17 protein-coding genes are annotated in these 25,447 nt (G+C 40.1%); 11 read left to right on the top strand and 6 right to left on the bottom strand.

Going from position 1 to position 25,447, the window contains the following annotated elements:
• Nucleotides 1–28: 28 nt before the first annotated feature.
• The 4 genes from B4G81_RS12640 to B4G81_RS12625 form a co-directional block, all read right to left on the bottom strand.
• Nucleotides 29–892, bottom strand: a complete 864-nt coding sequence (locus B4G81_RS12640; RefSeq protein ID WP_294083058.1) for an endonuclease/exonuclease/phosphatase family protein — start codon at nucleotides 890–892, stop codon at nucleotides 29–31.
• A gap of 26 nt (nucleotides 893–918) precedes the next feature.
• Nucleotides 919–2,706, bottom strand: coding sequence for a RagB/SusD family nutrient uptake outer membrane protein (locus tag B4G81_RS12635; protein WP_294083056.1), 1,788 nt, complete (start codon nucleotides 2,704–2,706; stop codon nucleotides 919–921).
• Nucleotides 2,707–2,808: 102 nt separating this feature from the next.
• Nucleotides 2,809–6,375 carry a SusC/RagA family TonB-linked outer membrane protein gene (locus B4G81_RS12630; protein WP_294083054.1) on the bottom strand — a complete coding sequence of 1,189 codons (3,567 nt, stop codon included), beginning with the start codon at nucleotides 6,373–6,375 and terminating at the stop codon, nucleotides 2,809–2,811.
• A 10-nt stretch (nucleotides 6,376–6,385) separates the two neighbouring features.
• Nucleotides 6,386–7,417 carry a FecR family protein gene (locus B4G81_RS12625; protein WP_294083052.1) on the bottom strand — a complete coding sequence of 344 codons (1,032 nt, stop codon included), beginning with the start codon at nucleotides 7,415–7,417 and terminating at the stop codon, nucleotides 6,386–6,388.
• 348 nt (nucleotides 7,418–7,765) lie between these two features.
• Between B4G81_RS12625 and B4G81_RS12620 the strand changes: the two genes are divergently transcribed.
• Together B4G81_RS12620 and nfo are read left to right on the top strand one after the other, a co-directional pair.
• Complete coding sequence (locus tag B4G81_RS12620; protein ID WP_294083050.1) at nucleotides 7,766–8,389, top strand: RNA polymerase sigma factor; 624 nt, start codon at nucleotides 7,766–7,768, stop codon at nucleotides 8,387–8,389.
• A gap of 120 nt (nucleotides 8,390–8,509) precedes the next feature.
• Nucleotides 8,510–9,352, top strand: coding sequence for a deoxyribonuclease IV (nfo, locus tag B4G81_RS12615; protein ID WP_294083048.1), 843 nt, complete (start codon nucleotides 8,510–8,512; stop codon nucleotides 9,350–9,352).
• A 50-nt stretch (nucleotides 9,353–9,402) separates the two neighbouring features.
• Here nfo and B4G81_RS12610 read toward each other — a convergent pair whose 3' ends face one another.
• The gene (locus tag B4G81_RS12610) at nucleotides 9,403–10,149 is read right to left on the bottom strand and encodes a copper homeostasis protein CutC (protein ID WP_294083046.1); all 747 of its coding nucleotides are present in this window, start codon (nucleotides 10,147–10,149) and stop codon (nucleotides 9,403–9,405) included.
• A 245-nt stretch (nucleotides 10,150–10,394) separates the two neighbouring features.
• On the opposite strand from B4G81_RS12610, the gene B4G81_RS12605 reads away from it, so the two are divergent.
• Entirely contained in the window at nucleotides 10,395–10,805 is a 411-nt protein-coding gene (locus tag B4G81_RS12605; RefSeq protein WP_294083044.1) for a DUF5856 family protein, read from the top strand.
• A 107-nt stretch (nucleotides 10,806–10,912) separates the two neighbouring features.
• Here B4G81_RS12605 and B4G81_RS12600 read toward each other — a convergent pair whose 3' ends face one another.
• Nucleotides 10,913–13,750 (bottom strand): glycosyl hydrolase, encoded by a 2,838-nt coding sequence (locus tag B4G81_RS12600; protein ID WP_294083042.1) that lies wholly within the window; start codon nucleotides 13,748–13,750, stop codon nucleotides 10,913–10,915.
• Nucleotides 13,751–13,936: 186 nt separating this feature from the next.
• Here B4G81_RS12600 and B4G81_RS12595 point away from each other — a divergent pair, with 186 nt between their 5' ends.
• From B4G81_RS12595 to B4G81_RS12560, 8 genes are all read left to right on the top strand, one after another.
• Entirely contained in the window at nucleotides 13,937–14,818 is an 882-nt protein-coding gene (locus B4G81_RS12595) for a helix-turn-helix domain-containing protein (RefSeq protein WP_294083041.1), read from the top strand.
• 319 nt (nucleotides 14,819–15,137) lie between these two features.
• Entirely contained in the window at nucleotides 15,138–18,266 is a 3,129-nt protein-coding gene (locus B4G81_RS12590) for a SusC/RagA family TonB-linked outer membrane protein (RefSeq protein ID WP_294083039.1), read from the top strand.
• A 20-nt stretch (nucleotides 18,267–18,286) separates the two neighbouring features.
• Nucleotides 18,287–20,221: a RagB/SusD family nutrient uptake outer membrane protein gene (locus tag B4G81_RS12585; RefSeq protein ID WP_294083037.1), complete on the top strand. Its 1,935-nt coding sequence runs from the start codon at nucleotides 18,287–18,289 to the stop codon at nucleotides 20,219–20,221.
• A 32-nt stretch (nucleotides 20,222–20,253) separates the two neighbouring features.
• On the top strand, nucleotides 20,254–21,459 hold the full coding sequence (locus B4G81_RS12580) for a DUF5000 domain-containing lipoprotein (RefSeq protein ID WP_294083035.1): 1,206 nt from the start codon (nucleotides 20,254–20,256) through the stop codon (nucleotides 21,457–21,459).
• Between the two features lie 35 nt (nucleotides 21,460–21,494).
• Nucleotides 21,495–22,652, top strand: coding sequence for a DUF4998 domain-containing protein (locus tag B4G81_RS12575; protein ID WP_294083033.1), 1,158 nt, complete (start codon nucleotides 21,495–21,497; stop codon nucleotides 22,650–22,652).
• A 122-nt stretch (nucleotides 22,653–22,774) separates the two neighbouring features.
• Nucleotides 22,775–24,505, top strand: a complete 1,731-nt coding sequence (locus tag B4G81_RS12570) for a hypothetical protein (protein ID WP_294083031.1) — start codon at nucleotides 22,775–22,777, stop codon at nucleotides 24,503–24,505.
• A 75-nt stretch (nucleotides 24,506–24,580) separates the two neighbouring features.
• On the top strand, nucleotides 24,581–24,940 hold the full coding sequence (locus B4G81_RS12565) for a hypothetical protein (RefSeq protein ID WP_294083029.1): 360 nt from the start codon (nucleotides 24,581–24,583) through the stop codon (nucleotides 24,938–24,940).
• A gap of 9 nt (nucleotides 24,941–24,949) precedes the next feature.
• Nucleotides 24,950–25,447: IS1595 family transposase (locus tag B4G81_RS12560; protein ID WP_294083027.1), on the top strand; the 498-nt coding region annotated here is incomplete at its 3' end.

Here is a 25,447-nt window from a genome sequence, read left to right as displayed (position 1 = left end):
TCTTCTGTTTTATATTAAGGCGCACCTATTATTCCCTTCCTATAATCTTTACGTCTACAATGACAGGTAAGTGGTCTGATGCAGTTGCCGGATTTCCTGATTTGAGGAATCTTATTACCTCTGCATGTAATACTTCACATTTTACCCCATTGTTGTATTGAAATATATAATCGATACAGCTGCTGGGATTATGTGAAGGGAATGTGGGTTGTGTACCGGAAAGCAGGATCCAGTTTTCTTTGAAAAGTGCTATTGTTTCACTATCCGGCTTGGCATTGAGGTCGCCTCCCAGGAAGACCGGCTTGTCCGATTCTTTATACTGCTCCTCTATAGCCGTAGTAATGGTTCTTACCTGATCGATCTGGGCTACTGAACTCACATGATCCAGATGGGTTGTAGCAATTACGTAATCTTCCATCTCCATCACCACCAATACGCGTGGTTCCGCCCCCACACCAATAGGAAGGGGGACTGAAAATTTCCTTACCGCTTTTTCTTTGGTCGCAATCCCTTCTCCATAGTCGCCAGCAGAGTAAGGCATGGCACTGCCAAATTCAAAATCCCAATTACCCAGGGCTTGCGCAAATATCTCGAGTTGGTAGTCGCCTCTTGACCGGGTGGTGTTTTTATCCAATTCGTTGATACATACAGCATCAGCTTCTTTTTCGTTCACCATATTGGCAATAGTTTGGTAGTTGTAAGGGTTACCCTTGTCATACACAAACCGGAGCACGTTATAAGTCATTAACCGGATGGCGCCTTCCGGCTTTTTTACATTCTTGATATGGGGCGGTATTTCGAAATCCATATCTTTGTCACTGTTACCGCAAGCGCTAAAGCACACAAGTGCTGATAGCGCTGAAAGAATATAGAATCTTATATTATTTCTCATTGCATTACTTTATTTATATGTTGTTATTAAAATTCCAACCCGTCATTCCATCCGGGGTTTTGTTTCAGGTTCCCATTCGTTAATTGTCTTTCGTCGGTAGGTATGGGATATAAATAATCCCTCTCTTCGTTCCATTTTGCCACAAAGTTTTCATAGGGAGATATATATCCACTCTCTCCATTGGAAAGGAAAGTTTCTTCGTCCACCTTTCGTCCGAGGACACCGGCGGGAATGGTTGGTTGAGATCCTTTGTAAAAGTATACATCGTCTTTCCCATCGCCATCCAGGTCATAGAGTCCAAGACCGGGTATATATATTCCGTAATAATCAGATTCGAAGGTTTTACCCTCTTTCCATCTCATCATGTCGTAGTAGCGGAATCCTTCCATAATAAGTTCGATGGTCCGTTCTCTCCTTATTTCCAGGATAACTCCCTGGTTCTGCCCTTTTACCTGCGGGTAACCTGTTTTGGTATCCATCAGATAAGGGTCGGGATTTGTATTGGCTTCAGCCATATCCAGTGCCGGCATGCCTACACGAGCCCTGAGTTGGCCTATTGTTTTATCCAAATCACCTTGGGTGAGTGTGCCCAATTCGGCTTTTGCTTCTGCGAGATTCAGATATACCTCGGCTGTCCGGAAGATAGGCAAGTCACATTCGCTCTCGGTATTGGGTCCGTCATATTTAGTTTCCATTACATATTTGATGGGTTGATAACCTGTTACACTGGTTAGCAAATCCGGAGCAAGTGAGGTCGTTCCTCCGATACGTGTGTATCCCGGTGTTCTGATGGTTTGTGACAAACGGGGATCGCGATCTTTAGTCTCTTCTGCGAAACTGTAAGTTTCATAGCCATCTTTATCCGTGAAACGGGATCCATCTGTCATTAAATAGCTGTTCACCATCCGTTTGGTGAGCCCCGGCCTGCCGTAAGTAGAGCCCAACGTATAAAAGTTGGCGTTGTGAGCCTGGCCTAACGACTTATTGTAATTCCTTGCCAGGATAATTTCTTCTCCGCGGGCATTCAATGATGCAAACAAATCTCTGTATACTGTTTTAGTATCTCCTTTATAAAGTCCGTAGCCACTCTGGTTGATAAAATCTTCACTTGCTTTCACAGCCTGTTCCAGATAATATTCGTATCCAACGCCTTCTATCGTCAGTTCGTGATATTTTCTGAATGTCCCTTCAAAAAGACAAACTCTTGATTTTAAGGAAAGTGCAGTCCATTTGGTAATCTTATACAATTCTTTTTGAGCGGGAAGATATTGAATGGCAAAATCGAGGTCTTCCATCATTTTAGCCATGATAAATTCACGTGAGTCTTGGGGTTTCTTCAGTTCCGGATCGTTTGAAGCCAATTGAGTGTCGTACCATGGTACATCTCCAAAACGTTTCACTTTTTCGAAATAGAAATAAGCCCTGAAAAAACGCGCAACCGCATTATATTTATTTCGTACATCCCGATCGGGACAATTGACCGAATATTCCAATAAGGTATTGATATCCCGCAATTGTGTCCATGTCCAACCGCTTCCTGATCCGGGAATAATACGGGTTCCTTTGAGTTCGTCGCTCATATCGCTCTTTGCAATATGATCCACCCCCTCCCTTATAATGGCTGCTTCATCCGGAAGTTGTGTGTAAAATTTATTGCTGAACATTTGCAATTCATTCTCATTCCTGAAGTAATTTTCAGGAATCTTCCTGTCCTTTGGCATTACATCCAACGCATCGTTACATGATGCTACACTCAGTATCAGTGCAAGTGTGAATATAGAGAGTGGCAGTCGATTTTTAATCAATGTTTTCATACGATTATTTTATTTTTTATTTTGCTGTAATGGAACTTGCGATAATTATGAACTGGGTTGAAATCATTTTATGCTCGTTTCATCTTTACAATCGTTTTTTAGTTAGAAGCTTATATCAATTCCCACAGTATATGTTTTTGACCAGGGATAATTCCGTGCGAGATTGCTTTCGTCTCCATAAATACTGTTCGTTACTACCGATTCGGGGTCAATGTAATCTGATTTAAGTCCGGGGGACCAGGTTACCAGATTCTCTCCGGTAATGTATATCCTCATGTTCTCGATTTTTGCTGCTTTTGTCCACCTTTTGGGCAAAGTATATCCAATCGTAAGATTTTTTAACCGGAGGTAAGCCAGACTTTGAAGATATCTGTCATTCACTGCAGTAAGTTGCCTTTTGCTTCCTTGAAGCGCCGTATATCCTCTGGGGCGGGGGAAGTATGCACCGGGGTTTTCCTCAGTCCAGAATTGTGTGTGGAAGTTTTTGGGTATGTAAGTCGCATAGGGACGGGCATACATGTGCCAGAACGCCATAGTATTGGGTTCCGGATACCAGTCCCTCTTACCTATTCCTTGAAAGAACGCTGAAAAATCCATACCATACCACGACGCATTAAATGTAGCGCCATAATGATACCTTGGTTCTGAATTACCAATAATAACCTGGTCTCTCGGGTTATTCACCGAAGTCCCCGGCAGGATTATGTTATCTCCATCAAGATCCAGGAACTTAAGATCACCACCTCTTGGCTTTCCTTCCGGTCCCGGGGATTGAAGGATGATTTCGTTTACATAACTTTGATCTACTACAGAAGTATATTGGGCAGCCTCTTCATCCGAAGCGAACAGTCCTCCGACCCTGTAACCCCAGATTTCTCCCAGGCGTTTTCCTTTATAATGTTTTTTAGCAAAAGATTTATCAGGATTGTCATACTTAGTAATAAAACTAATATAATCATTAAATGTCAGTGTAACTCCATAGGATAGTTTTTCGCCCAATACCGTGTGGGAATCCCGCCAACTGAGGGTCAGTTCATATCCCCTGGAGCGGAGGTCGGCCGAATTGGCACGTGGTGCAGAAGCACCGTATACTCCTGGTAATGCAACGCTTTCCCCGAGCATATCTTTGGTATCCCTGATATAAAAATCACCCGTGAAATTCAGCCTGTTCCTTAGGGTTGACATGTCTACTCCCGCATTGTAGTGTATGGCTTTCTCCCAAGTTAAATCAGCAGTGGTGGGGGCGCCGATTTTGGCCTGTACGGGTTTGTTATCACCACCAAACAGATAATTATTCTGGGTTTCGATAGTAATCAACCTTAAATGATCATAATAACCCACTTGCTGATTTCCCAATGTTCCGTAAGAGAGTCTTATTTTCACATCTTCGAGCCATTTTTTAGCTCCTCCAAAAAATTCTTCTTCACTGATTCTCCATCCGGCTGATGCCGAAGGACTGAATGCCCACCTGTTATCCCGTCTAAAGCGTGAGGTGCCGTCATATCTCCCGCTGAATTCAAAAAGATATTTACCGTCATAATTGTAGTTCAATCGTCCGAAGAAACCCATGATAGAGAATTCGTTATAACCACCGCCTACTTCAGTACGCTTGTTGCCGTCTGCATCCTGTCCTACAAGGTTCAGGTCACTTAACGAATCATCCGTCAGGTTCCACCCCGTTGCTTTGAGGTCCTTGTAGGTCTGTTTTTCCCAGTTATAACCCAACATCAATTGAAAATTATTCTTCTCTGCCAATGATTTGGTATATGTGCTGAAGGCGTTGAAAGCATAATAGTTATGGGTGTTTATCCTTTCATAAAGCTTATCCTCAAAACGTCCGGTAGTTAATGTTTCTTTTACTCCCGGATACTTGGAATAAACCCCATTGGTTTGCCGGTTCATAAATCCTTGGCTATTATACCGGTAATTAAAATTAGTTTTTAATTGCAATCCTTCAATAGGGCGATAGGTGTATTCACCGATTAAAGATGTCTGATCCCTTTTATCTTCATTCTTATTCCCCGGATTTTTCAGTACAAGGGGTAGTCCGTCCATGACTACATATCTCGATAAAGAGGTTGAATATACCATCGATCCATCCGGATTTTCCGGGACGATACTGGCGAGACCATGCACTTTGTCCAGTGAGAAGGCTGTGTTTACCCCTCCCACACCGGGGTACTTGTACGAATTATTCAAATAGCTGACATTGGTAGAGAAGTCCATTTTTTCGTTGATCTTGAAGTTCATCTTAGCCCTGAAGTCAAATTTTCTATACCTGTCGGTATTGGTTTTCATGATACCATCGGATTGATGATAGCCTATTGATACAAAATAAGAAGCAGTTTCCGTTCCTCCTCTTAATGATATATTGTGATTCATTGAAGGGCGTGTTCTGTTATATAGGTAACCATACCAATCGGTATTGCCATAATAGGTGTAGGAGTCGCGACCATCGCGTTGGTCTATTACTACCCATGGTCTTTCTGGATTCTCTACTTTATCGTTTCTTCTAATCCACAATTCGTTATAATCGTCTTCATTGTATAAAGTATAGGAATTACCTGCATAGGATCTCCAAAACAGATCATTTAAATAGACAGAATAATATCCTCTGGTTTCATAATCGGTGGAGGTGGTGTTTTTTGACCAACCAAACTGTCCATTATATTTTATCTGGGTCTTTCCTGTTTCACCGGCTTTGGTAGTCACAAGAATTACACCAAAAGCTGCTCTTGCTCCATATATTGCTGAAGCCGAAGCATCTTTTAACACAGATATGCTCTCAATATCATTGGCGTTAATGGTTTCAAGATCACCTTCTATACCGTCAACAATCACAAGGGGATTTCCTTTATTAATAGAGTTTACTCCCCTGATATTGATTCCTGATCCGGCACCCGGGCGTCCCGACGTAGGAGTGATGGTCAGACCGGGCACCTTTCCCTGAATCATTTGACTTACAGAATAACCCGACCTGTCGCTTAAAGTGTTACCATCAAGGGAGGCTACGGCTCCGGTCAAATTAATTTTTCGTTGTGTGCCATATCCAACTACGACTACCTCCTCAAGCAATTCGGAATCTTCGTTGAGTACAATGTCGATCAAATTCCGTCCATTACGGGGAGTTTCCCGAGTAGTGTATCCGATATAAGAGAATACGATCACTACGTCGGCAGGGACGGATAAAGAATATCGTCCGTCTATATCAGTCACGGTACCGTTCGAAGTACCTTTTTCTACAATATTTACACCGATAAGGGGTTCGTTCTGAATATCCGTCACACGTCCGGAAAGCACAGATACCTGTTGTATTTCTTCAGGTTCGGGCTTCGCCTGTCTGTTACGGATTACAAGATAGTGATTATTGTTTCTTTTTTCATAAGTAAATTCTGACTGTCCCAGTGATTTATAGAGCCATTCTTCCATATTGTTGGTCTCGGCATTGAATGCCGGTGCATTTTCATTCTGAATTTCAGTGGCATTGTACGATACCGACTGTCCGGTAGCCTTTCCTATTTCATTGAGCCGTTCCAGCCTGTGCAGCATCGACTCAGCCGGAAAACTGGCGATATTCTGTATCATGGCAGACAAATTTCCAATGCCTACCCAGCATAATAGTGCGACTGAGAGAATAATCCTTCGCATTTTATCCATTTTTATTCCCATAATTTTTGTCTTATTTAATCAATTCAACTCTGTTATTATCTTTCTTATAATGAACATTATATAATTTGCAGATGGTGGTGAGTACTTCTTCTTGTGGTGTATCCATGGTAAATGAGGTCACTATCTTTTCGTTTTCACTTACGGCCTGATTGTAGATCAGGTCAATATTAAAAGCTTGCTTTAACCTGAAAGCCACTTCTCGGATAGTGGCCTGGTCCAACATAATTGTTCTTGACCGCCATGCTGATATGTTTGCGGCATCTGTTTTGCTGGAAATGAGTTCATTGCCTTGTTTAATAGAGACTTTATAATTGGGATCCAGAATAATGTTCTCTTTCTCATCATATACCTGAACGCGCCCCGTATTGACCGATATTACCTGTTCTTCCAGTTGAGCATATGTTCTTATGTTGAAGGAAGTACCTAATACCTGTGTGCTGACTCCATGGGGGATATGAACAATAAAAGGCCTGTTTACTTCTTTTTTTACTTCGAAAAATGCTTCCCCTTCATCCAGCCATATTTCACGGGTATGTGCATTAAATCTTCCCTGCCGCAGGCTGACGGTAGTGCCCTGATTGAGGAAAATGGCGGAGCCGTCGGGTAGTACGATCTTTTTCATTTCATTGCCGGTAATAAATTGTCTCTCAATTACCGGGAGTTCGTTTTGTGCCGTTGTGGTATTTATACGTGAAGAATCTTTCGTAAATGGTGATGTCAATACGATGAGAAGCAAAGTTATTGCAGCAGCGCTGCTCCCTATAATTAAAAGAGCATGGCGTACACTCTTTTTCGAGAAAGAAGGGGATGTCCCAATTTTTCTCATGATTTCTTTCCGGTTTCTGGCGATAGCTTTCTTTAATTCCTTGTCAGTTAATTCTCTTACGCCTCCTGCCGGCTCATAGGATTCCTTCAATAACTCAATGACATTTTTCTCCTTTTGGGTCGCTTCGTTGTTATGAATGTGTCGAAGAAAATATTTTAGTAAAATTTTCTCTTCATAGTGTCGCAAATTTTTTTCAGGCGATTTATTTTTACTCATTTTCATTTTCAGGTGCATTCCAATTATTACTTTTTAACGCCGGCTGTAGCAAACTGATATATGCAGATCTTATAAATTTAGGCAGATACTCCCTCTCTCTATATATATTAAATAATTTAATTACTATTTTTCCCTGGATTTTTAGTTAATAAAAATTAATTAATGATTGTGTTTATGTCATAATCCTTATCATTGTGGTAATTTCAGGTCAAAATATTTTCAATGAGTGAAAAATAATGGCATTTTTGTAATTTTTTCTTAGTAAAAACTTAATAGGGTTCATCTTCTTTTTTATAGATGAAATATGTTTCTTTGTACAATGGAATAAGATATGTGAATGGAAAGTAAATGATGATGAGAGATACGGATTATTCATTGCTTAAATTAATTTCTGAAAAGGATCGAAAGGCCTTTGCTTTGTTCTATGAGCGTTACATTAAACTAATCTATAAGTTTGTTTATGAAGCATTGAAAGATCAGGAACGTACTGATGATCTTATTCAGGAATTTTGGATGAAAGTGTGGGTAGATCCTTCTTTTCTGAGATGTAATCAAGAGGGGTCTGTACAGTCCTATATGTTACAGAACCTTCGTTTCAGGGTGATGAATGTATATCGGGAAACATTAAAAAATATGATTTCCATAGATCAATTGGAAGAAACTATGGAATTGGATTATAACAATATTACTGCCGGTCTGGATGAACGGGAATTGTTAGTGGTAATCCGTGAAGCATTGGATAAACAGCCTTATGTGGTGCGGAAGACCTTCTGGTTACGGATCAATGATTGGTCGGTTGAAGAAACTGCAAAAGTATTGGCAGTAAGTAAGAAAACAGTATACAATAAGTATTCGGAGTCGTTGTCGGTTGTGAGATCACATCTGAAAAACAATTATCCTGAAATGATCGAGGATTTCAACTCGGCGATAAAAGGCGAAAAAATATTTTCTATGCGGACTCTTTTTTTCTGAAGCATTTGCGTACTTCTTTCGTAATTGGCCTTAACGTTGTATCTTTGTCGGATGCCGATCACTGTTTTCGACACATTATACATTCAATCACCAATATACGATCAAAATAAAATAAACAATATGAAATTTATCGGAGCTCATATCAGCGCAGGGGGTGGAGTAGAAAACGCACCGCTTAATGCATATGCCATCGGGGCAAAGGCATTTGCATTCTTTACTAAAAATCAACGCCAGTGGTTTGCCTCTCCTTATACACAGCAAAATATCGATCTCTTCAAGTCGCGTTGCGGGGAATTGGGTTATTCTCCCGATCACATCCTGCCACATGCCAGTTACCTGATTAATCTGGGACATCCGGAAGAGGACGGGCTGAATAAATCGAGGAATGCTTTCAATGATGAAATGAAACGATGCGAGCAGTTGGGTATTAACCGGTTGAACTTTCATCCGGGAAGCCACTTGCACAAGATACCGATTGATGCTTGTCTCGACAGGATTGCCGAATCAATAGATATCGCACTCGAAAAGACCCGTGGCGTGACGGCCGTCATAGAGAATACCGCCGGCCAGGGAACTAATCTCGGGTATACTTTCGAACAAATAGCCCATATTATTGACAAAGTGGAAGACAAAAGCAGGGTAGGGGTATGCCTCGACACGGCACATACGCTTGCTGCCGGTTATGAGATCAGGACGGAAGAGGGGTATGATGGAACAATGAGTCAGTTTGATCGGATAGTGGGATTCCGTTATTTGAAAGGAATACATATCAACGACTCGAAAAAGGAACTGGGATCGCGGGTGGATCGCCATGACAGTCTTGGAAAAGGATTGATGACTATGGATCTTTTTTCTTTTATTGTGAATGATTCCCGGCTTGACGACATGCCCCTCATCCTTGAGACGCCCGTCGAGTCGCTCTGGCCCGAGGAAATTAAATTACTTTATTCGCTGCAGAAATAAGTGTTCCTCATCATTTCAGGACGGGAAGAACCGGGCAGTTTGCCGGCTCCTTACCTATTCAGTGCTTGAATCGTGTTTTTTACCACTTCTGAGCAGGTAATCTGCTGCTCGTATTCCTTGATTACTACCGCTGTACCTCCCATTTTTATATGAGAATTGCGGTAGATCATCCCGCTTTCAATGGGTTTTCTTGCAGAAAGATGGAATTCCCGGGCACCGGTCTCTTTTGCAATGGTGGTTATATTGTGCATATTGATACCACTTCCGGGCATGATGATAATGCGGTCTCCAGAACGTTGTACCAATTCTTTCAGGAGTGGAATCCCTTGCTCTGCATCAGGCTGTTGTCCAGAAGTGAGTATCCTATGGCACCCTAAAGAGATAATCTTTTCCATACTATCGAATGGATCACGACACATATCGAATGCGCGGTGGAAGGTGACACTCATACCTCCTGCGGCATTGACTAACTCCCGGTTTCGGACCATATCTATTTCGCCATCTGCCGTGAGACAACCTATTACAATACCATCTGCACCCAGTTGACGGGACATTTCAATATCTTTTAGCATAATCTTATGCTCGAGGGGGGAATAGAGAAAATCACCCCCCCGGGGGCGGATAATCACATTCAACTTGATATTCGCTAATTTCCTCGCCATGACAATATTGCCGTATGAGGGGGTAGTGCCCCCTTCGGGAATGGCTGCACATAATTCTACCCTGTAAGCACCTCCCTTTTGTGCCTCTATACAACTGGCGACAGAATTAGCACAAATTTCTAATTTATAACCCATCCTTAAAAATATAATGTAATACTATTCCTGGTTCTCAAATATAACCCAAAGATATAAAATTAAATTATAATGCTGTTACAGAAACGATTTGGGACGTTAAGAAGAATAAAAAATAACTAAAAACAAAAGAAGGATTCAAATGTATAGATGAAAATAATGAAATATCAATATCTTCAATGAAAATAAGAGCACTTTTTTTCTTGTCGATTGTTAGATATATATTAACAAACTAAAAAATAATAGTTATGAATACAACAACAGTAAAAGAACCCAAGACAAAGACCAACACAGGAAATAAAGAACTCGGAGCGTTTATAGGAGAACTCTATTCGTTTAATAACAGTTTAAAACTGTATCATTGGCATGTGTCAGGAAAAGGAAGTTACGCTCAGCATATCGCATTGGATCAAGCGTTGGCGGTTTTACCTGACTGCCTTGACCGGCTTACCGAAACCACTTATGCGTTGAAAGGTGATTTGAACGTCGTAATCCCGCAGACCTCCATTCCGGGTGATATAGTAAAACATGCCTCGGGATTCTATGATTATGTGGAGTCAAAACGTGAATTATTCAGTGAAGACTTTTCTGAATCGATTATAGATGATATTCAAGAAGCTATTCAGCAGCTCCTTTACAGGCTTATTAGATTACAATAACCAAAACCGTAAAGATGAAAAGTGGAGGGAGCTGTCTCAAAACGAGGCAGCTTTCTTTTTATCATCACGCTACACATGGGCTTCCCTCGTGATTCCACTGCAATATTCTATATTAACCTCACGGGTCCCAGCATTCCCATGCGATGCCATTGCTGACGCCTGGTCCAGTTCTGACCGACCTTATTATCTTCTGACGATTTTAAATAATTACCTACCGTAGTGATAATCTTTACCTGAAGAGTAAGGTCCTTTTTTCCGGCCAGATGTTCAGGTATGCGATACAGATGTCTCCCGTACCATTTAGTCCCGATTTTTTCACCTCCTATACTTACCTCCGAAATACCGACAACAAGGCCTAAATCGATGTAATTATACGGTGAGATGCTGCCTTCCATCTTTTTTTCGTAGAATATATCTCCGGCAAAAGAATGGGTATCTTCCTGTTTCGACCAATCTATCATCTCTACAATATTCCGTTCCTCTATACTTCCGTTAATATGCTCCATCCGTACATTCCAGTTTTTTAATTCTTTGTAATCTCTTCTCTCCTTCGGATATTCCGGTAACTTTTTACCTTTATCGTATTTCTCAAATACAAGTAGTTTAGAGCCTGCAGGCTCTATTTCAAAGGATACCGTTGTCGTATTATTCTTCGAGACCCCCGGACAGATAAATCGTTCACCTGTTTCAGGGTCCCATAACCACACAGTCTTTCCTTTGTATGGGAAAGCCAATGTGAGAGGGAAGCTTTTTGATATGTGACAGTTGGCAAAAAAGAAAATCTCTTTTCCATCTACCATATGACGGATCTGACTTATAAATGGATTGGGATTCTCGATCTTCACATAGGGAACAATGCCGCACTGTTGTTGCATCATCCTGAACCATGCATGCATATCATCTTCAGGAGCAGGAATATGGTAAATTTGCGAAGGATAGTTATGCTTCATCGAAGATATGATATCGCTGACTTCCTTATCTCTCTGTTGGTAATCTTTTAATCCGGTCGATTTATAAGGTTCTTTGGCCACGAAAATTAATTTACCGCCACCTTCTACAAAACGTTCCAACGCTTTTGCCGTTTCAGGCTGCATCGACTCCACTTCTAAAAGGATAAGGGTATGATATTTTCTGCTGTTGTATTGAAGGAATCCGTTTTTCGTCACACTTTGTTGTATTACGCTCTCGCAGGTGTAATCGCAACTACATCCATTTTGGTGGATTGCTTCCCATACCCTATATTGGTACTTGGGATAATGAAGAGACGGAAATGGATCACGTTGTGGACCATAAATAGTCCACATATCAGCCAAGGGGTGCATAACGGCAATGTCAGCGTAAGGCTCTGTTTCCTGCAATAAGATAGAAAGTCGTGTTTTATATGCCGACCATAGCTTGAAGTAAGGCCACCACGTATTACGTTCGTTGAAAAACGTGCCATAACGTACCCAGCCGGGGAAGGGGGCCTCTACCGGACTATAATTAAAACCATGTAGAATAGAATGCGTTACTCCTGATAAATTACTCTGATCACCCCCTAATTTAACAGTCTGCAAGGGTACATTAAAAACATCATCCGTATTGGTGACTTCTTCACAACTAATAATCTTCTTTCCTGACAAACGTGTTGCCGACGCTACAAATTTGTTCACATTGGTATAGGCTGTCCGGCCGATAAACTTTCTCTCTTCGTCTGTGCCTGCCTGAAAAAGCCATGTCTCACATTCAGGAATGTCGACATACAACGATCCTTCTAACGGATGAAATTCGCGGCCATAAGGTTGCATCCTCGATTGGAAGCCATGCTTATTGCACCACGCTGTATAGGGCTTCACAAAGTTATCACGAATAATTTCCATACAAGTCACATAGAAATCATATTTAACTCTGGCTACCTCTTCTTTTGCTTCTCCGGTCAATTCAGTTACTGCACCACCCTCCACTGCATGCCCCATATGGCCTACTTTATATAAAATAAAAGGGAGATAAGGTGTGACGTCGTACCCTCTACGCGTGATATACTGTTCTTTAAAATCTTTGCACCAGTTTGCTCCTTCCAATTCCATACTGTCGCAAAACAGGGCCCTGAATCCTTTTAATCCTTTCAGGGCAGGAAACAGATTGTCAGACATGCGGTTCAGGAAAGTCTCAACTGCTTCCCGGTCAAAATGATTCAACACCGGTCCGGCTGCTCCCGGTGAACCGTTTATGACAGCCTGAAAGCCGGATATCTTTACCAGAATATACAATATGTGTTCCCCTTCAGGAATTTCAAAATTAAGTGAATCTGCATTCTGATCAATGGGGATCTCCGAGGGAGCAACAAAACGGTCTAATTTTGTAGGAGCCAGATAAGCCGAATAAATCTCGTAAGAGGGTTTATCATAGGGCGAATGAATAACAGGGGTAGCTTCTTTAAATATATCCTTCGCAAGTAACTTTTGCACTCCGGCACCTTTCACATGGTAACTGACAATGGTCATCAACTGGCTTCGTTCTTCCGTTTGTAAGAATTCCCCTCCGAAAGGCCAACCTGAACCTACAATAATATCACACACAATACCACGTTCTTCAGCTCCTTTTAATGCCGCTTTTACCATTTCTATCCACTCCGGGCTGAGCCAGCGTAAGGAAGGAATACCCAAATCATCACCCCCCGGAAAAGCTATTGGGTTTATTTCCACACCTCCTATACCGGCTTCTTTCATTATATCCAACTCTCTCAATATTTCTTTTGCCGTAAGTTTATTACCATTCCACCACCATCGCACAAAGGGTTTGGCTGTTACAGGGGGATCTTGAAATAGATCATACAAATTATCTTTCACCTCTGTCGAGTTTTCATAAGCAAATAAAGAGGATGGATTTACAAGAGGAAGCGCGGTTAGGGCTAATCCGGATTTTATAAATGAACGTCTGGAAAAGGAATACTTATTTTTATCCATGTTGCTTTTAAATTATGTTTAGCGTGTAATCATATAATGTAAAAAGACGCAATTTACGCCTTTTTGAGCAAGAAGAACTCTGTTTTTTGTTCTTTTTTCCTTACGATCTGCTCTAAAATAATTCGAATAATTAATGAATAATCTATTTAAATAAGTTATAACTTTGTAATTTTCAATTGAAAAATTATGGGATATAATGATTCAGGCATAGATTTTAAATATCTATTAGTCAATGAAAAGGATAAGAAGTTTGGACTAACGGTCGATTCAGTTGGGTTCCAAACAATCCTTCCCCATACACCCTATCCTCCCACCAAACATCCTAAAAGCCATTTTTTCAGACCTGATAGAGGTCGTATTTTATCATCATACCACATCGTATATATCAGTAAAGGCAAAGGTTCATTTTCCTCCGACACAACCGGAAAAACAGATATCACCAAAGGCCAGGTTATTCTTCTGTTTCCGGGGCAGTGGCACACTTACAATCCCTCGGAAGAATATGGCTGGGACGAATATTATATTGGGTTTACCGGAAAGATTATAGACAACATTGTTACCCATGATTTTATTTCCCCTGCGAATCAGATCCTCAACGTAGGGGTAAATGGAGATTTGGTAAATTTATATACTACTGCCATAAAAGCAGCAAAAGAGGATAAAAGAGCCAGCCAGCAATATTTGGCCGGTATTGCCCTTAATATATTGGGGACTGTTTTATCATTGAGTCAAAATAAGAACTTCCGGTCAAAAGAATCAATCCAAAAGATTGAACTAGCCAAAATCATCATGATTGAACATCTCAATGAAAATATCAATATGAGAGAGATTGCGGTGAGTTTAGGTATCAGCTATTCAGCATTCAGAAAGGTATTTAAAGAATACACAGGTTATGCTCCATTACAGTTTTTTCATGAATTAAAATTGAGGAGAGCAAAAAAATTACTGACAGAGACTTCTAAACCGCTCAAAAAGATTGCCGATGAACTAGGCTTTGGCACTTATGATTACTTTCTATCCTTCTTCGAAAAAAGAACAGGCCAGTCACCCTCTAACTACAGAAAATAGCTGATTATTAGAAGTTTATTTGGGTAGGTGACAATCAATCTTTATATTATGTAATTTAACACAAAAGCAGCACATCACGCTGTTTTTAAATCATTTTTTGCATCTATGCGCAATTAGGCCTATCTATCTTTGCTATGTGTTTAAATTTCTAATATTTCCCCAAATAAATAAATATTAGAGGTAGGGTTCTGTTTCCCGTTATTGCACATTAATATTCTAATATAAAGATGTTTACATATAAATAAATTCGTTCTTCAATACCAACTCTTCTGTAATATTTTAGGTGAAATTCAATTATTAATACAAATGGAAGTTTAAGATGAAAAAGAAGCTAAATTTTTTGCTGTGTGTTTTGCTATTTTTCCCTTTCTATTTATCTGCACAAGAGAAGCAGGTAAGCGGGAAAGTGATAGAATCGGCAACAGGCGAACCTTTGCCGGGTGCCACGGTTCAGATTGAAAATTCAACCCGGGGAGTTACTACCGATATCGATGGAACTTTTGAGATAAGGGCTGCCCCCTCTAATAAACTGGTATTCTCTTTCCTCGGATTGGAATCTCAAACCATCGCAGTAGGATCACAAACATACATTGAGGTAGTCATGAGCCAAGCTACAAGTGAACTTGATGAGGTCACAATTGTAGCTTTCGGGAAGCAAAAGAAAGAGAGTGTAATTGGATCTATTACAACAGTAAGACCGGATGATTTAAAAGTACCTTCAAGCAATTTAACAACCGCCTTAGCAGGACGTATGTCTGGTTTAATAGCTTATCAGAGAAGCGGTGAACCGGGTCTGGACAATGCCGAATTCTTCATTCGCGGAGTAACGACTTTTGGATACAAAAAAGATCCTTTGATCCTTATAGATAATAATGAATCGTCCAGTACAGAATTGGCAAGAATGCAACCGGACGATATCGCGAGTTTCTCGATATTGAAAGATGCGACGGCAACAGCTCTTTACGGTTCAAGAGGGGCTAACGGCGTAATCCTCGTTTCTACTAAAGAAGGCCGGGAAGGAAAAGCAAAAATAAATATCAGATTTGAAGAAGCCTTCTCACAGCCCACTAAAATGGTTGAAATGGCGGATCCTATTACTTATATGAAATTACATAACGAAGCTATCAGGACAAGAGATCCCCTTGGCAAATTGATGTATTCGGAGCATAAAATACAAAATACCATAGACGGCACCAATCCCTATGTGTATCCGGCAACCGATTGGTATGACATGTTATTTAAGGATTATTCCAATAATCACCGTCTGAATCTTAACGTGTCCGGGGGAGGTGAAATTGCCCGTTATTATCTTGCAGGTAGTATTATTAACGATAATGGCGTTTTAAATGTTGACAAGAAAAATAATTTCAATAATAATGTCAAGTTGAATCGATACATGCTACGGTCGAACGTAAACATCAATATCACTCCTACAACAGAGGCTATCGTACGCCTATCCGGAGCCTTTGACGACTATAAAGGACCTCCCGAAGGCGGACAACGTATTTTTCAAATGGTAATGCATACAAATCCCGTGTTGTTTCCTCCTTATTATACTCCTGACGCGGCAAATGAATATACGGAACACGTATTGTTCGGAAATTATGACAACATGCAATATTATAACCCTTATGCCGAAATGGTGAAAGGATACAAGGAATACTCGGAAAGCCAGATGAGTGCCCAAATTGAGCTAAAACAAGATCTTACTCTCATCACAGAAGGACTTTCATTCAGGGCCATGTTTAATACAAACAGATATGCTTATTTCGACGTGGTAAGGCAATACACTCCGTTTTACTATACCGTCGGAAGTTATAATAAGGAAAAAAACACATATACCCTTTCTCCCCTCAATGAAGAACAAGGAACAGATTATCTCTCATATAACGAAGGTCCAAAAAATGTACATGCAGTAACTTACTTCGAGAGTGCCCTGACCTGGAACCGTGAGTTTGATAAAATACACGATGTGGGGGCACTTTTAGTATATACCATACGCAATGAACTGGTTGGCAATGCAGGAGATCTGCAAAAATCCCTTCCCTATCGGAACATGAATCTTGCCGGCAGATTCACCTACAGTTATGATTCCCGGTATTTGTTTGAAGGTAATTTCGGATACAATGGCTCGGAGCGTTTTTCAAAAGCAGAACGTTTTGGATTTTTCCCTTCTGCCGGTATCGGATGGAATGTCTCAAACGAAACTTTTTATGGGGATGGATTACGAAAAATAGTTAGCAGCCTTAAATTAAAGTCTACATACGGGTTATCAGGTAATGATGCTATAGGTGATGCCAATGACAGATTCTTTTACCTCTCCAATGTGAATATGAATAGTGACAGCCATCGTTCTTCATTTGGAACATTTGGAAATAGTGGAGGTTTGACTAAAAGTGGTATATCTGTGAGTCGATATGCGAATGATCTAATTACCTGGGAAACTTCTAGGAAGTTCAATGTCTCGGCGGAAATTGGCTTGTTTGAAAAAATAGATATCCAAGCAGAATACTTCAAGGAAGATCGAGACAATATACTGATGAACAGGGCTTTCATTCCTTCCACTATGGGCCTCCAGGCTCCATCTCGCTCAAACGTTGGAGAGGCCGCAGCCCATGGGATTGATATTTCTATCAACCTGAATCATTCTTTCAATAAAAATGCATGGATAAGCGGTATTGCAAATTTCACTTATGCCACAAGCGAATTTAAAGTATATGAAGAACCCGATTACCCCAATGCACCCTGGAGATCTCGTATAGGTTATCCATTGACTCAAACCTGGGGTTATATTGCGGAACGTTTGTTTGTAGATGAAGAAGAAGTGCGTAATTCTCCGGCACAGTTCGGAAATTATAAAGCCGGGGATATCAAATATAAGGATTTGAACGGCGATGGCAAGATTACAGAATTGGATATGGCGCCAATAGGTTATCCCACGACTCCTGAAATAACATACGGATTCGGATTGTCATCCGGATATAAAAAGTTCGACTTCTCCTTCTTTTTCCAGGGAAATGCACGGACTTCATTTTGGTTGGCAACCTACAATGATTTTAATAATGGTGTGGTTGATGTAACTCCTTTCATTGGCGGCCAACAGGGATTACTAAAAGCAATTGCAGATAGTCACTGGTCAGAAACAAACAGGGATATGTATGCTATGTGGCCACGTCTTTCGCCCACTCCTATAGAGAACAATAACAAGACCTCAACATGGTTAATGCGGGATGGAACTTTTCTTCGTCTGAAATCCGTTGAATTGGGTTATACATTACCCAATCATATTGCGTCCAAAGCCCATATGTCAAATCTACGCATATATATAAGTGGTACAAATCTACTGACATTCAGCAAATTCAAGCTGTGGGATCCGGAAATGGGAGGCAATGGCTTAGGCTATCCGGTTCAGAGAGTAGCGAATGTAGGTATCCAGCTAAGTTTTTAAATTTTTAAAATGAAATAAAAATGAAAACGAAAAGAATAAAAGATATACTGGTTTATATTCTAATAGCATTTACCGTATTGTCCTGCGATTATCTGGATGTTGTCCCCGACAATGTCGCAACAATAGATTATGCATTTAAAAATAGTATTGCTGCGGAAAAATATTTATACGGGTGTTACAGCTACAGACCAGCCATTGGAGACATACAAAATGATCCTGCGATGACCGGTTCCGATGAAACAACACAAAGATACGTTCAGTCAGAACTGGGAACAAGATTTGTCACATGGGGTGGAACAAGGATAACACGCGGACTTCAGAACACTAATGATCCTATAATGAATACATGGGATGGTAATCGCTCATTATGGGTAGGTATTCGTGACTGCAATATCTTTCTTGAAAATATCGGTAATGTGAGGGATTTGATGGAGCATAATCGAAGAAGATGGATTGCAGAAGTTAAATTCTTAAAAGCCTATTATCATTACTCTTTAATGAAGAGATATGGACCTATCCCCATTGTGGATGTAAATCTTCCCGTCTCAGCAAATGTACAGGATGTACAAGTTTATAGAGAACCTGTTGAGGATGTTGTAAACTATATCACAGGGCTGATAGAGGAGGCTATGGTTGATCTTCCTGAAGCAAAAGAAATAGTAGAAGGAACCGAAGCTGGAAGAGTTGATCAATTAGTTGCCATGACGTTAAAAGCGGAGGTTCTGCTCTTTGCTGCAAGTCCATTATTTAACGGTAACACTGATTTCTCTGGAATGAAGGATAATAAGGACCGTCAATTATTTCCTCAGAATTATGATCCAAATAAATGGAAAATAGCTGCTGATGCCTGTCTCGAAGCTATAGAGGCCAGCCATGCCCAGGGAAAGAGGCTGTATAACCAAGTTGAGCCATTATTAATCAATGAGCCGGAAGTATTGAAATTGCAAACAAACTACAGACAGGCAATTTGTGATAGATGGAATTCAGAATTAATATGGGGTGGAACTAATAATGATTGTGGAATTCTGGCAAGAGATGCTTCAACGAGAATTATCCGAATGAGTCCTACTACTTTAACTACTGTTACAAGTGAGTGGTCGCCTACTCTGGGATTGGTTAACAGGTATTATTCATCTAACGGTGTTCCTATAGAGGAAGATAAAGATTGGCAAGCGAAAGGTTGGTATCAGAATAGATATTCCATTCGTTCGGAGCCTTCTTCCGGGGATGAGGTATACTATATAAAAGAAGGTGAAAAGACTGTTTATCTGCATTATAATAGGGAACCTCGTTTTTATGCAAGCATTGCTTTTGATAAAGGTATTTATCTGGGAGCAGGATATAACATGTTCAAAGATGCTAAGCATTGTGAATTCATGGATACTCAGATATCTGGTTTCCAGGCCGGGGAAGCGAACTCTATTACAGGATATGGTGCAAAAAAAATGAGTCATTTCAAAAATACGCAACAGTATGATAGGACCACGTGGGAATATTATCCATTTCCAATATATCGGTTGGCTGACCTGTATCTCATGTATGCTGAAGCTCTCAATGAAGCTGATGGTCCCGCCGAAGAGATATTCAAATATATGGATATGATCCGTGCCCGTGCAGGATTGGAGGGAATAGTTGATTCATGGACAAAATATTCTACCAACCCGGAAAAAGTCAACACAAAAGATGGCCGGAGAAACATCATACACAGAGAAAGATCCATAGAACTGGCCTTTGAAGGAAAACGTTTCTGGGACATACGCAGATGGAAAGAGATCGATATTTATAATTCGGATCCTTTAGGATGGAATATCATGGGGGGGACTCCGGAAGATTTTTATGTCATCCTTCCTTTAAGAAACGAATCAGTGAGATTTACTGTAAAAGATTATTTTTGGCCGATAAAAGAGTCCAATTTGTTTGTGAATAAGAATCTCGTCCAAAACTACGGTTGGTAAATTAATTAAGCACATACTATAATTATAAAGATATGAAATTGAAAAAAATTATTCTATCTGGATTTTTAGGGACAATATTTCTTTATTCGTGCGGAAATGAAGAGACTGTGGGTCAACAACCTATAGACAATGTTCCACCAGGAATAGTAACGAATGTAAGTGTGAAAAGCATTGCAGGAGGAGCAGTTTTTCGTTATACACTTCCTGCAGATGAGGATTTATTATATATTAAAGCAGTTTACTCTATCAATGAAGAAACAGAAGTAGAAAGTAAAGCTTCTGCTTTTGTGGATTCACTGGTCGTACAAGGTTTTGGAGATACTATCCAATATCAAGTAAAATTAATTGCAGTGGATAAAAGCCGGAATGAATCGCCGGCTCATATAGAAATGATAAAGCCACTCACTCCTAATATTATTTCGATCTCGAAAACATTGTCCATAGTACCTGATTTCGGGGGATTACTGGCCATCTGGAAAAATCCCGGCAGGGCGGATATTTCCGTTAATATCGAAGTATTGGATGATAACAAAGAGTATGTCCCTAAAGAAATATTTTATAGCTCCACAATCAATGGAAAAGGTACAATCAGAGGTATGGATACCATTCCCTCCTATTTTCGCACTTATCTTCAGGATCATTGGGGAAATAAAAGTACTTTCAGATACGATACAATCACTCCTATCTACGAAACGGAATTTGATAAATTGAAATTTGCTAAAGTAACCACAGCAGGAGATATCCCCCCATATAATTCGAATTACGATATCCATAGAATATGGGATGGAAACAATGGAGGAGACCCGTGCTATAGTTCTCCGGCCGGAACGGGTATATGGCCTCAATCTGTCTCTTTTGATTTGGGAGTAACAGGAAAGATTAGTCGTTTACGGCTGTTTCAAAGAACATCGAATACGAATTACATTTTTCACGAGGGGAATTTGAGAAACTTTGAAGTATGGGGATGTGTAGCCTATAACCCTGCAGAATCAGGCTGGGAACAATGGACCAAGTTAATGGATTGTGAATCTATTAAACCCTCAGGGTTACCTCTTGGACAACTGTCCATTGAAGATGAAGAACAGGCTCGAAACGGAGAGGATTTTATAAATGACCCCAATAACCCGCCGGTCCGCTATATAAGAATATTAGCAAAACGGACCTGGGCCAATGGTGCAAATTTTCAAATCGGCGAGGTGGAAATATATGGGGATAACCGACCGTCCGTCTTACAATAATAAAAAATATTCATAGCTTACAAATTACAATACATATGAAGAATTTAATGAAGGCAATTTATACTGCGATAGGGATATTTCTATTGGTCTCCTGTTCAGACATGAACGAACTAAGTGATAAGTTCTTAAAAGACGGTGAGATCACCTATGCAGTTCTACCCGATTCTGTTACCATTGGAGCTGGGAAAGAACGTTTACAATTTGAAATATTCATACAAACGAATAGGGTAAAAACAACACGTATTTATTGGAATAACTATACCGATTCAGTAGATGTGGAAATAGAAAATAAAGACGGTGTCTTCTATAAAATCATAGAAAACCTGCCTGAGCAAAGTTATGTGTTTAATTTGGTGAATATAGATCAGTATGGGAATAGATCTTTACCTTATGAAGTGTCAGGACGAACTTTAGGAGAAAAATACGAAAGTACCATGATCGATAGACGGATTACCTCCATTCGCACAAATAGTTCCGGAAACAGAATCTTGATATGGGGAAACGTAGATGAATCATCAGATGCCAAATATACAGAAGTATCCTATATTAACAATGAGAACGAAAATGTTATTTTACAGGTACCTCTCTCTGACGAAAGGTCTGTTATAACAGACCTCAAGCCTGGGAATATGCCGAAGTATCGAACAATATATATACCTGATGAAATGGCTTTTGAAGTGTTCTATACTGATTTCAAAGAAACCACTCTTACATACGACGGTGACTACTCAATGATAAAATCTGAAATTATCATCTTAGGATATTCAAACCAGCATGATTCGGGTGACAATGCAGCAAAAAATGTGCTGGATGATAATTATAATAATAGATGGCACACACTGGTCTCGGCTAATTACCCGCACTGGATGGTATTTGATTTAGGTGGAGATGTACCTTTTAGTAGATTTTCGATATGGCCTTCCATATTCGGTTTAAATGCAGGAGAAACCTATGACGTAAGACTGCCTGATAAATTTTCCCTTTGGGGAAGGAATGACGCCCCAAACGGAAATCTGATTGATGAGATGGGTTGGACTAAGTTAGGAGAGTATTATTATGAAAATAGGGGCGGCGAACAAACATTTGTTATTGAGAACCCTATACCTGTCAGATATTTAAAAATGTATGCACCCAGCGGTTTAAATGGAACAAATATAATGTCTATCGGAGAATTTGATATTTATTCTAAATAATTCATATTGCCTGCAGGAAATAATTCTTTCAGGTGCCAAATATTTTATTATCAGAAAAAAAGAAGCCTTTTCATAGCGTCATCTTACAAATTAAAAAATCCAAGCATCTTAAATTGAAATTTATGGAAAATAAAAATAGAAAAAATTCAACGTTGGTTTTTGTAAAATACGAATACATCTATTTATTATTAACAGTATTTCTCGGTGTGCATCTTAACTGCAACAGCCACTCCTCTGAAATTGGGATACCGGGGGAATCATTTTCAGACTCTCCACGGATTATCAACATAATCAATTTTATCCGGCAGACCGATTATAGGATCGAAAACTCGGAAAATCTGTTGTTTGAAGCTGTGGAAAATCAGATTAAACTGGTTAATGAATATAATTTTCCGGCAACATTCCTCTTCCAGTATGATGCATTGATCAATCCTGCATACCAGAAGCTGATGAAAACTCAGTTGAGTCCCAATTGCGAAATCGGGGCATGGTGGGAGATTACACAACCCCATGTAGAAGCTGCGGGAATAAAATGGCGTGGGGAGCACTCTTGGGTGTCTCATGCAAATATTGCTTTTACAACAGGCTATACCCCCGAAGAGAGGGAAAAACTGGTTGATGTTTATATGTCTAAATTTAAAGACATCTACGGAGAATATCCCAGATCGGTTGGGTCATGGTTTATTGATGCCCATACACTGGCGTATATGGTTGAAAAATACAAAATTGTGGCTTCTTCTAATTGTAAAGACCAGGTAGGGACCGATGGATATACGCTGTGGGGCGGCTATTGGAACCAGGCCTATTATCCCAGCCGATACAATGCCTACATGCCCGCACAAACAGAAGAGAACCAAATACCGGTTCCTATATTCCGAATGCTGGGAAGTGATCCGATTTATCAATATGAAACAGGCGTAGGGACAAATGCCCAAGGCGTGATCTCGCTTGAACCGGTTTACAGGGAGTCCGGGAAAAACAGGGAATGGGTAAAATATTTCCTCGAATCAATCACCAATCAACCGAGTCTCGCTTTTAATTATGCGCAGGCAGGCCAGGAAAATTCGTTCACATGGAGTAACATGGAAGAAGGATTAAAAATGCAGTTCCCCTTATTCGAATCTTTACGTAAAAAGGGGAAAATCAAGATCGAAACACTGGAGAGCACGGGCAAATGGTTCAAAGACCACTTTACGGTGACCCCTGCAACAGCCGTTACCACTTTAACAGATATCAAAAAGGAAGGGAACAAAACAGTCTGGTTCAACAGCCGTTTTTATCGTGCGAGTCTGCTATGGGAGAAAGATGGTTTCTGTTTCAGGGATATCCATTTGTTTGACGAAAATCTTCAATCGGACTATCTGACTACACCGGGAACAGGCAATCAATTTTTCTATCAAACACTGCCGGTTATTGATCGTTTCTACTGGAGCACTCCTGAAGAAAAAAACGGACTTCGAATTATGCAACTGGAGGATGATGGCACTTTGAAAGAGGTCATACTGGAAGATCCTGTCGTGACTGAACCTGCAATGGACGTGCTCTGTGTATCGGCATCGGACGGCAAGGGTAATCGATTTGAAATTGTATTTTATGAAAATAAAATCGATATATCATACCAGGGAGACAAAAAAGACTTTACATGGATGATGGCGCTAAAAGTCCCGGAAAGCAGGAAAGACCGGCTCCCTTTTGAATCGTTTGAGGGGACTGTACTGAGAGCTAAATTCAAAGGATTTCCTTATAAGGTCATCTGTGAACAGGGATTCATTCAAAAGGGGGATAAGGCTGAATATGATCTCAAAATGGTACCGAACAAACATAAGCTGGTGATTAACTGCACAAACAGATAATAGGAAGAATAATGATTGATTTTTTTGTCGAAAAATAATGCAGTTACGCAATAAATATAATCAAACAACAACATAATGAGATTAGAATTCATTTTTTTACTCTTCATCTGTCCTGTTTTTCTGTTTTCACAAGAAATAATAAAGAATGAAGATGGTAGTGTGTCCATTATTGCTGATACGATGATATATCTCGATTCATCAGGGAACCATTTAGATAAAAATCTATATCAAGACTCTTTGAAGACAGGAAAATACGATGTATCATTTATGAAGATACCCGGTGGTATAGGGATTCAATTAAAGAAAAGATATTCGGAGGAAAGATATCCGGAATTGCAGTTAGGCAAAGAGTTCCCTCCGCTGGAACTAGTAGATATAAATCAGAATAAAATAAAACTGCTTATCCCCTTCGGTCAAGTAAGAAATAATAGCTAATTTTGTAAGATGAAAGAAGAACAATATCCAAAAGACTTTCAGGAATTTCTTGCTCAGTTCAAAGATGAGGATTCCTGTTATAGCTATTTGTTTGAGATGCGGTGGCCGGATGGTTTTAGATGTTCCAAATGTAATGGAGCCAAGTATTGGCTGACCGCTCAAAATCTGATTCATTGTTCTGTCTGCGGCTATCAAACCTCAATTACTTCGGGAACAATATTTCATGGAACAAGGAAGCCTTTATTATTATGGTTTCATATTATATGGTGGGTTGTTGCCCAAAAGACAGGAACCAGCGCATACAATTTGATGGATTTTATGGGTTTTGGTTCATATGAGACAGCATGGTCATGGCTTCAAAAACTTCGCAGGGCAATGGTGAGACCGGGGCGAGACCAATTAACAGGAACTGTGGAAATAGATGAAACTTATATTGGAGGAGCGGAGATCGGTAATGGCAAGCAAGGCCGTGGTGCTGAAACTAAAACATTAGTAGCTGTTGCCACC

It is taken from the genome of Proteiniphilum sp. UBA5384, assembly GCF_002410825.1.
Taxonomy (GTDB): domain Bacteria; phylum Bacteroidota; class Bacteroidia; order Bacteroidales; family Dysgonomonadaceae; genus Proteiniphilum.
The sequence above is the reverse complement of the archived record's forward strand: the minus strand, read 5'-3'. Positions and strand labels throughout refer to the sequence as shown.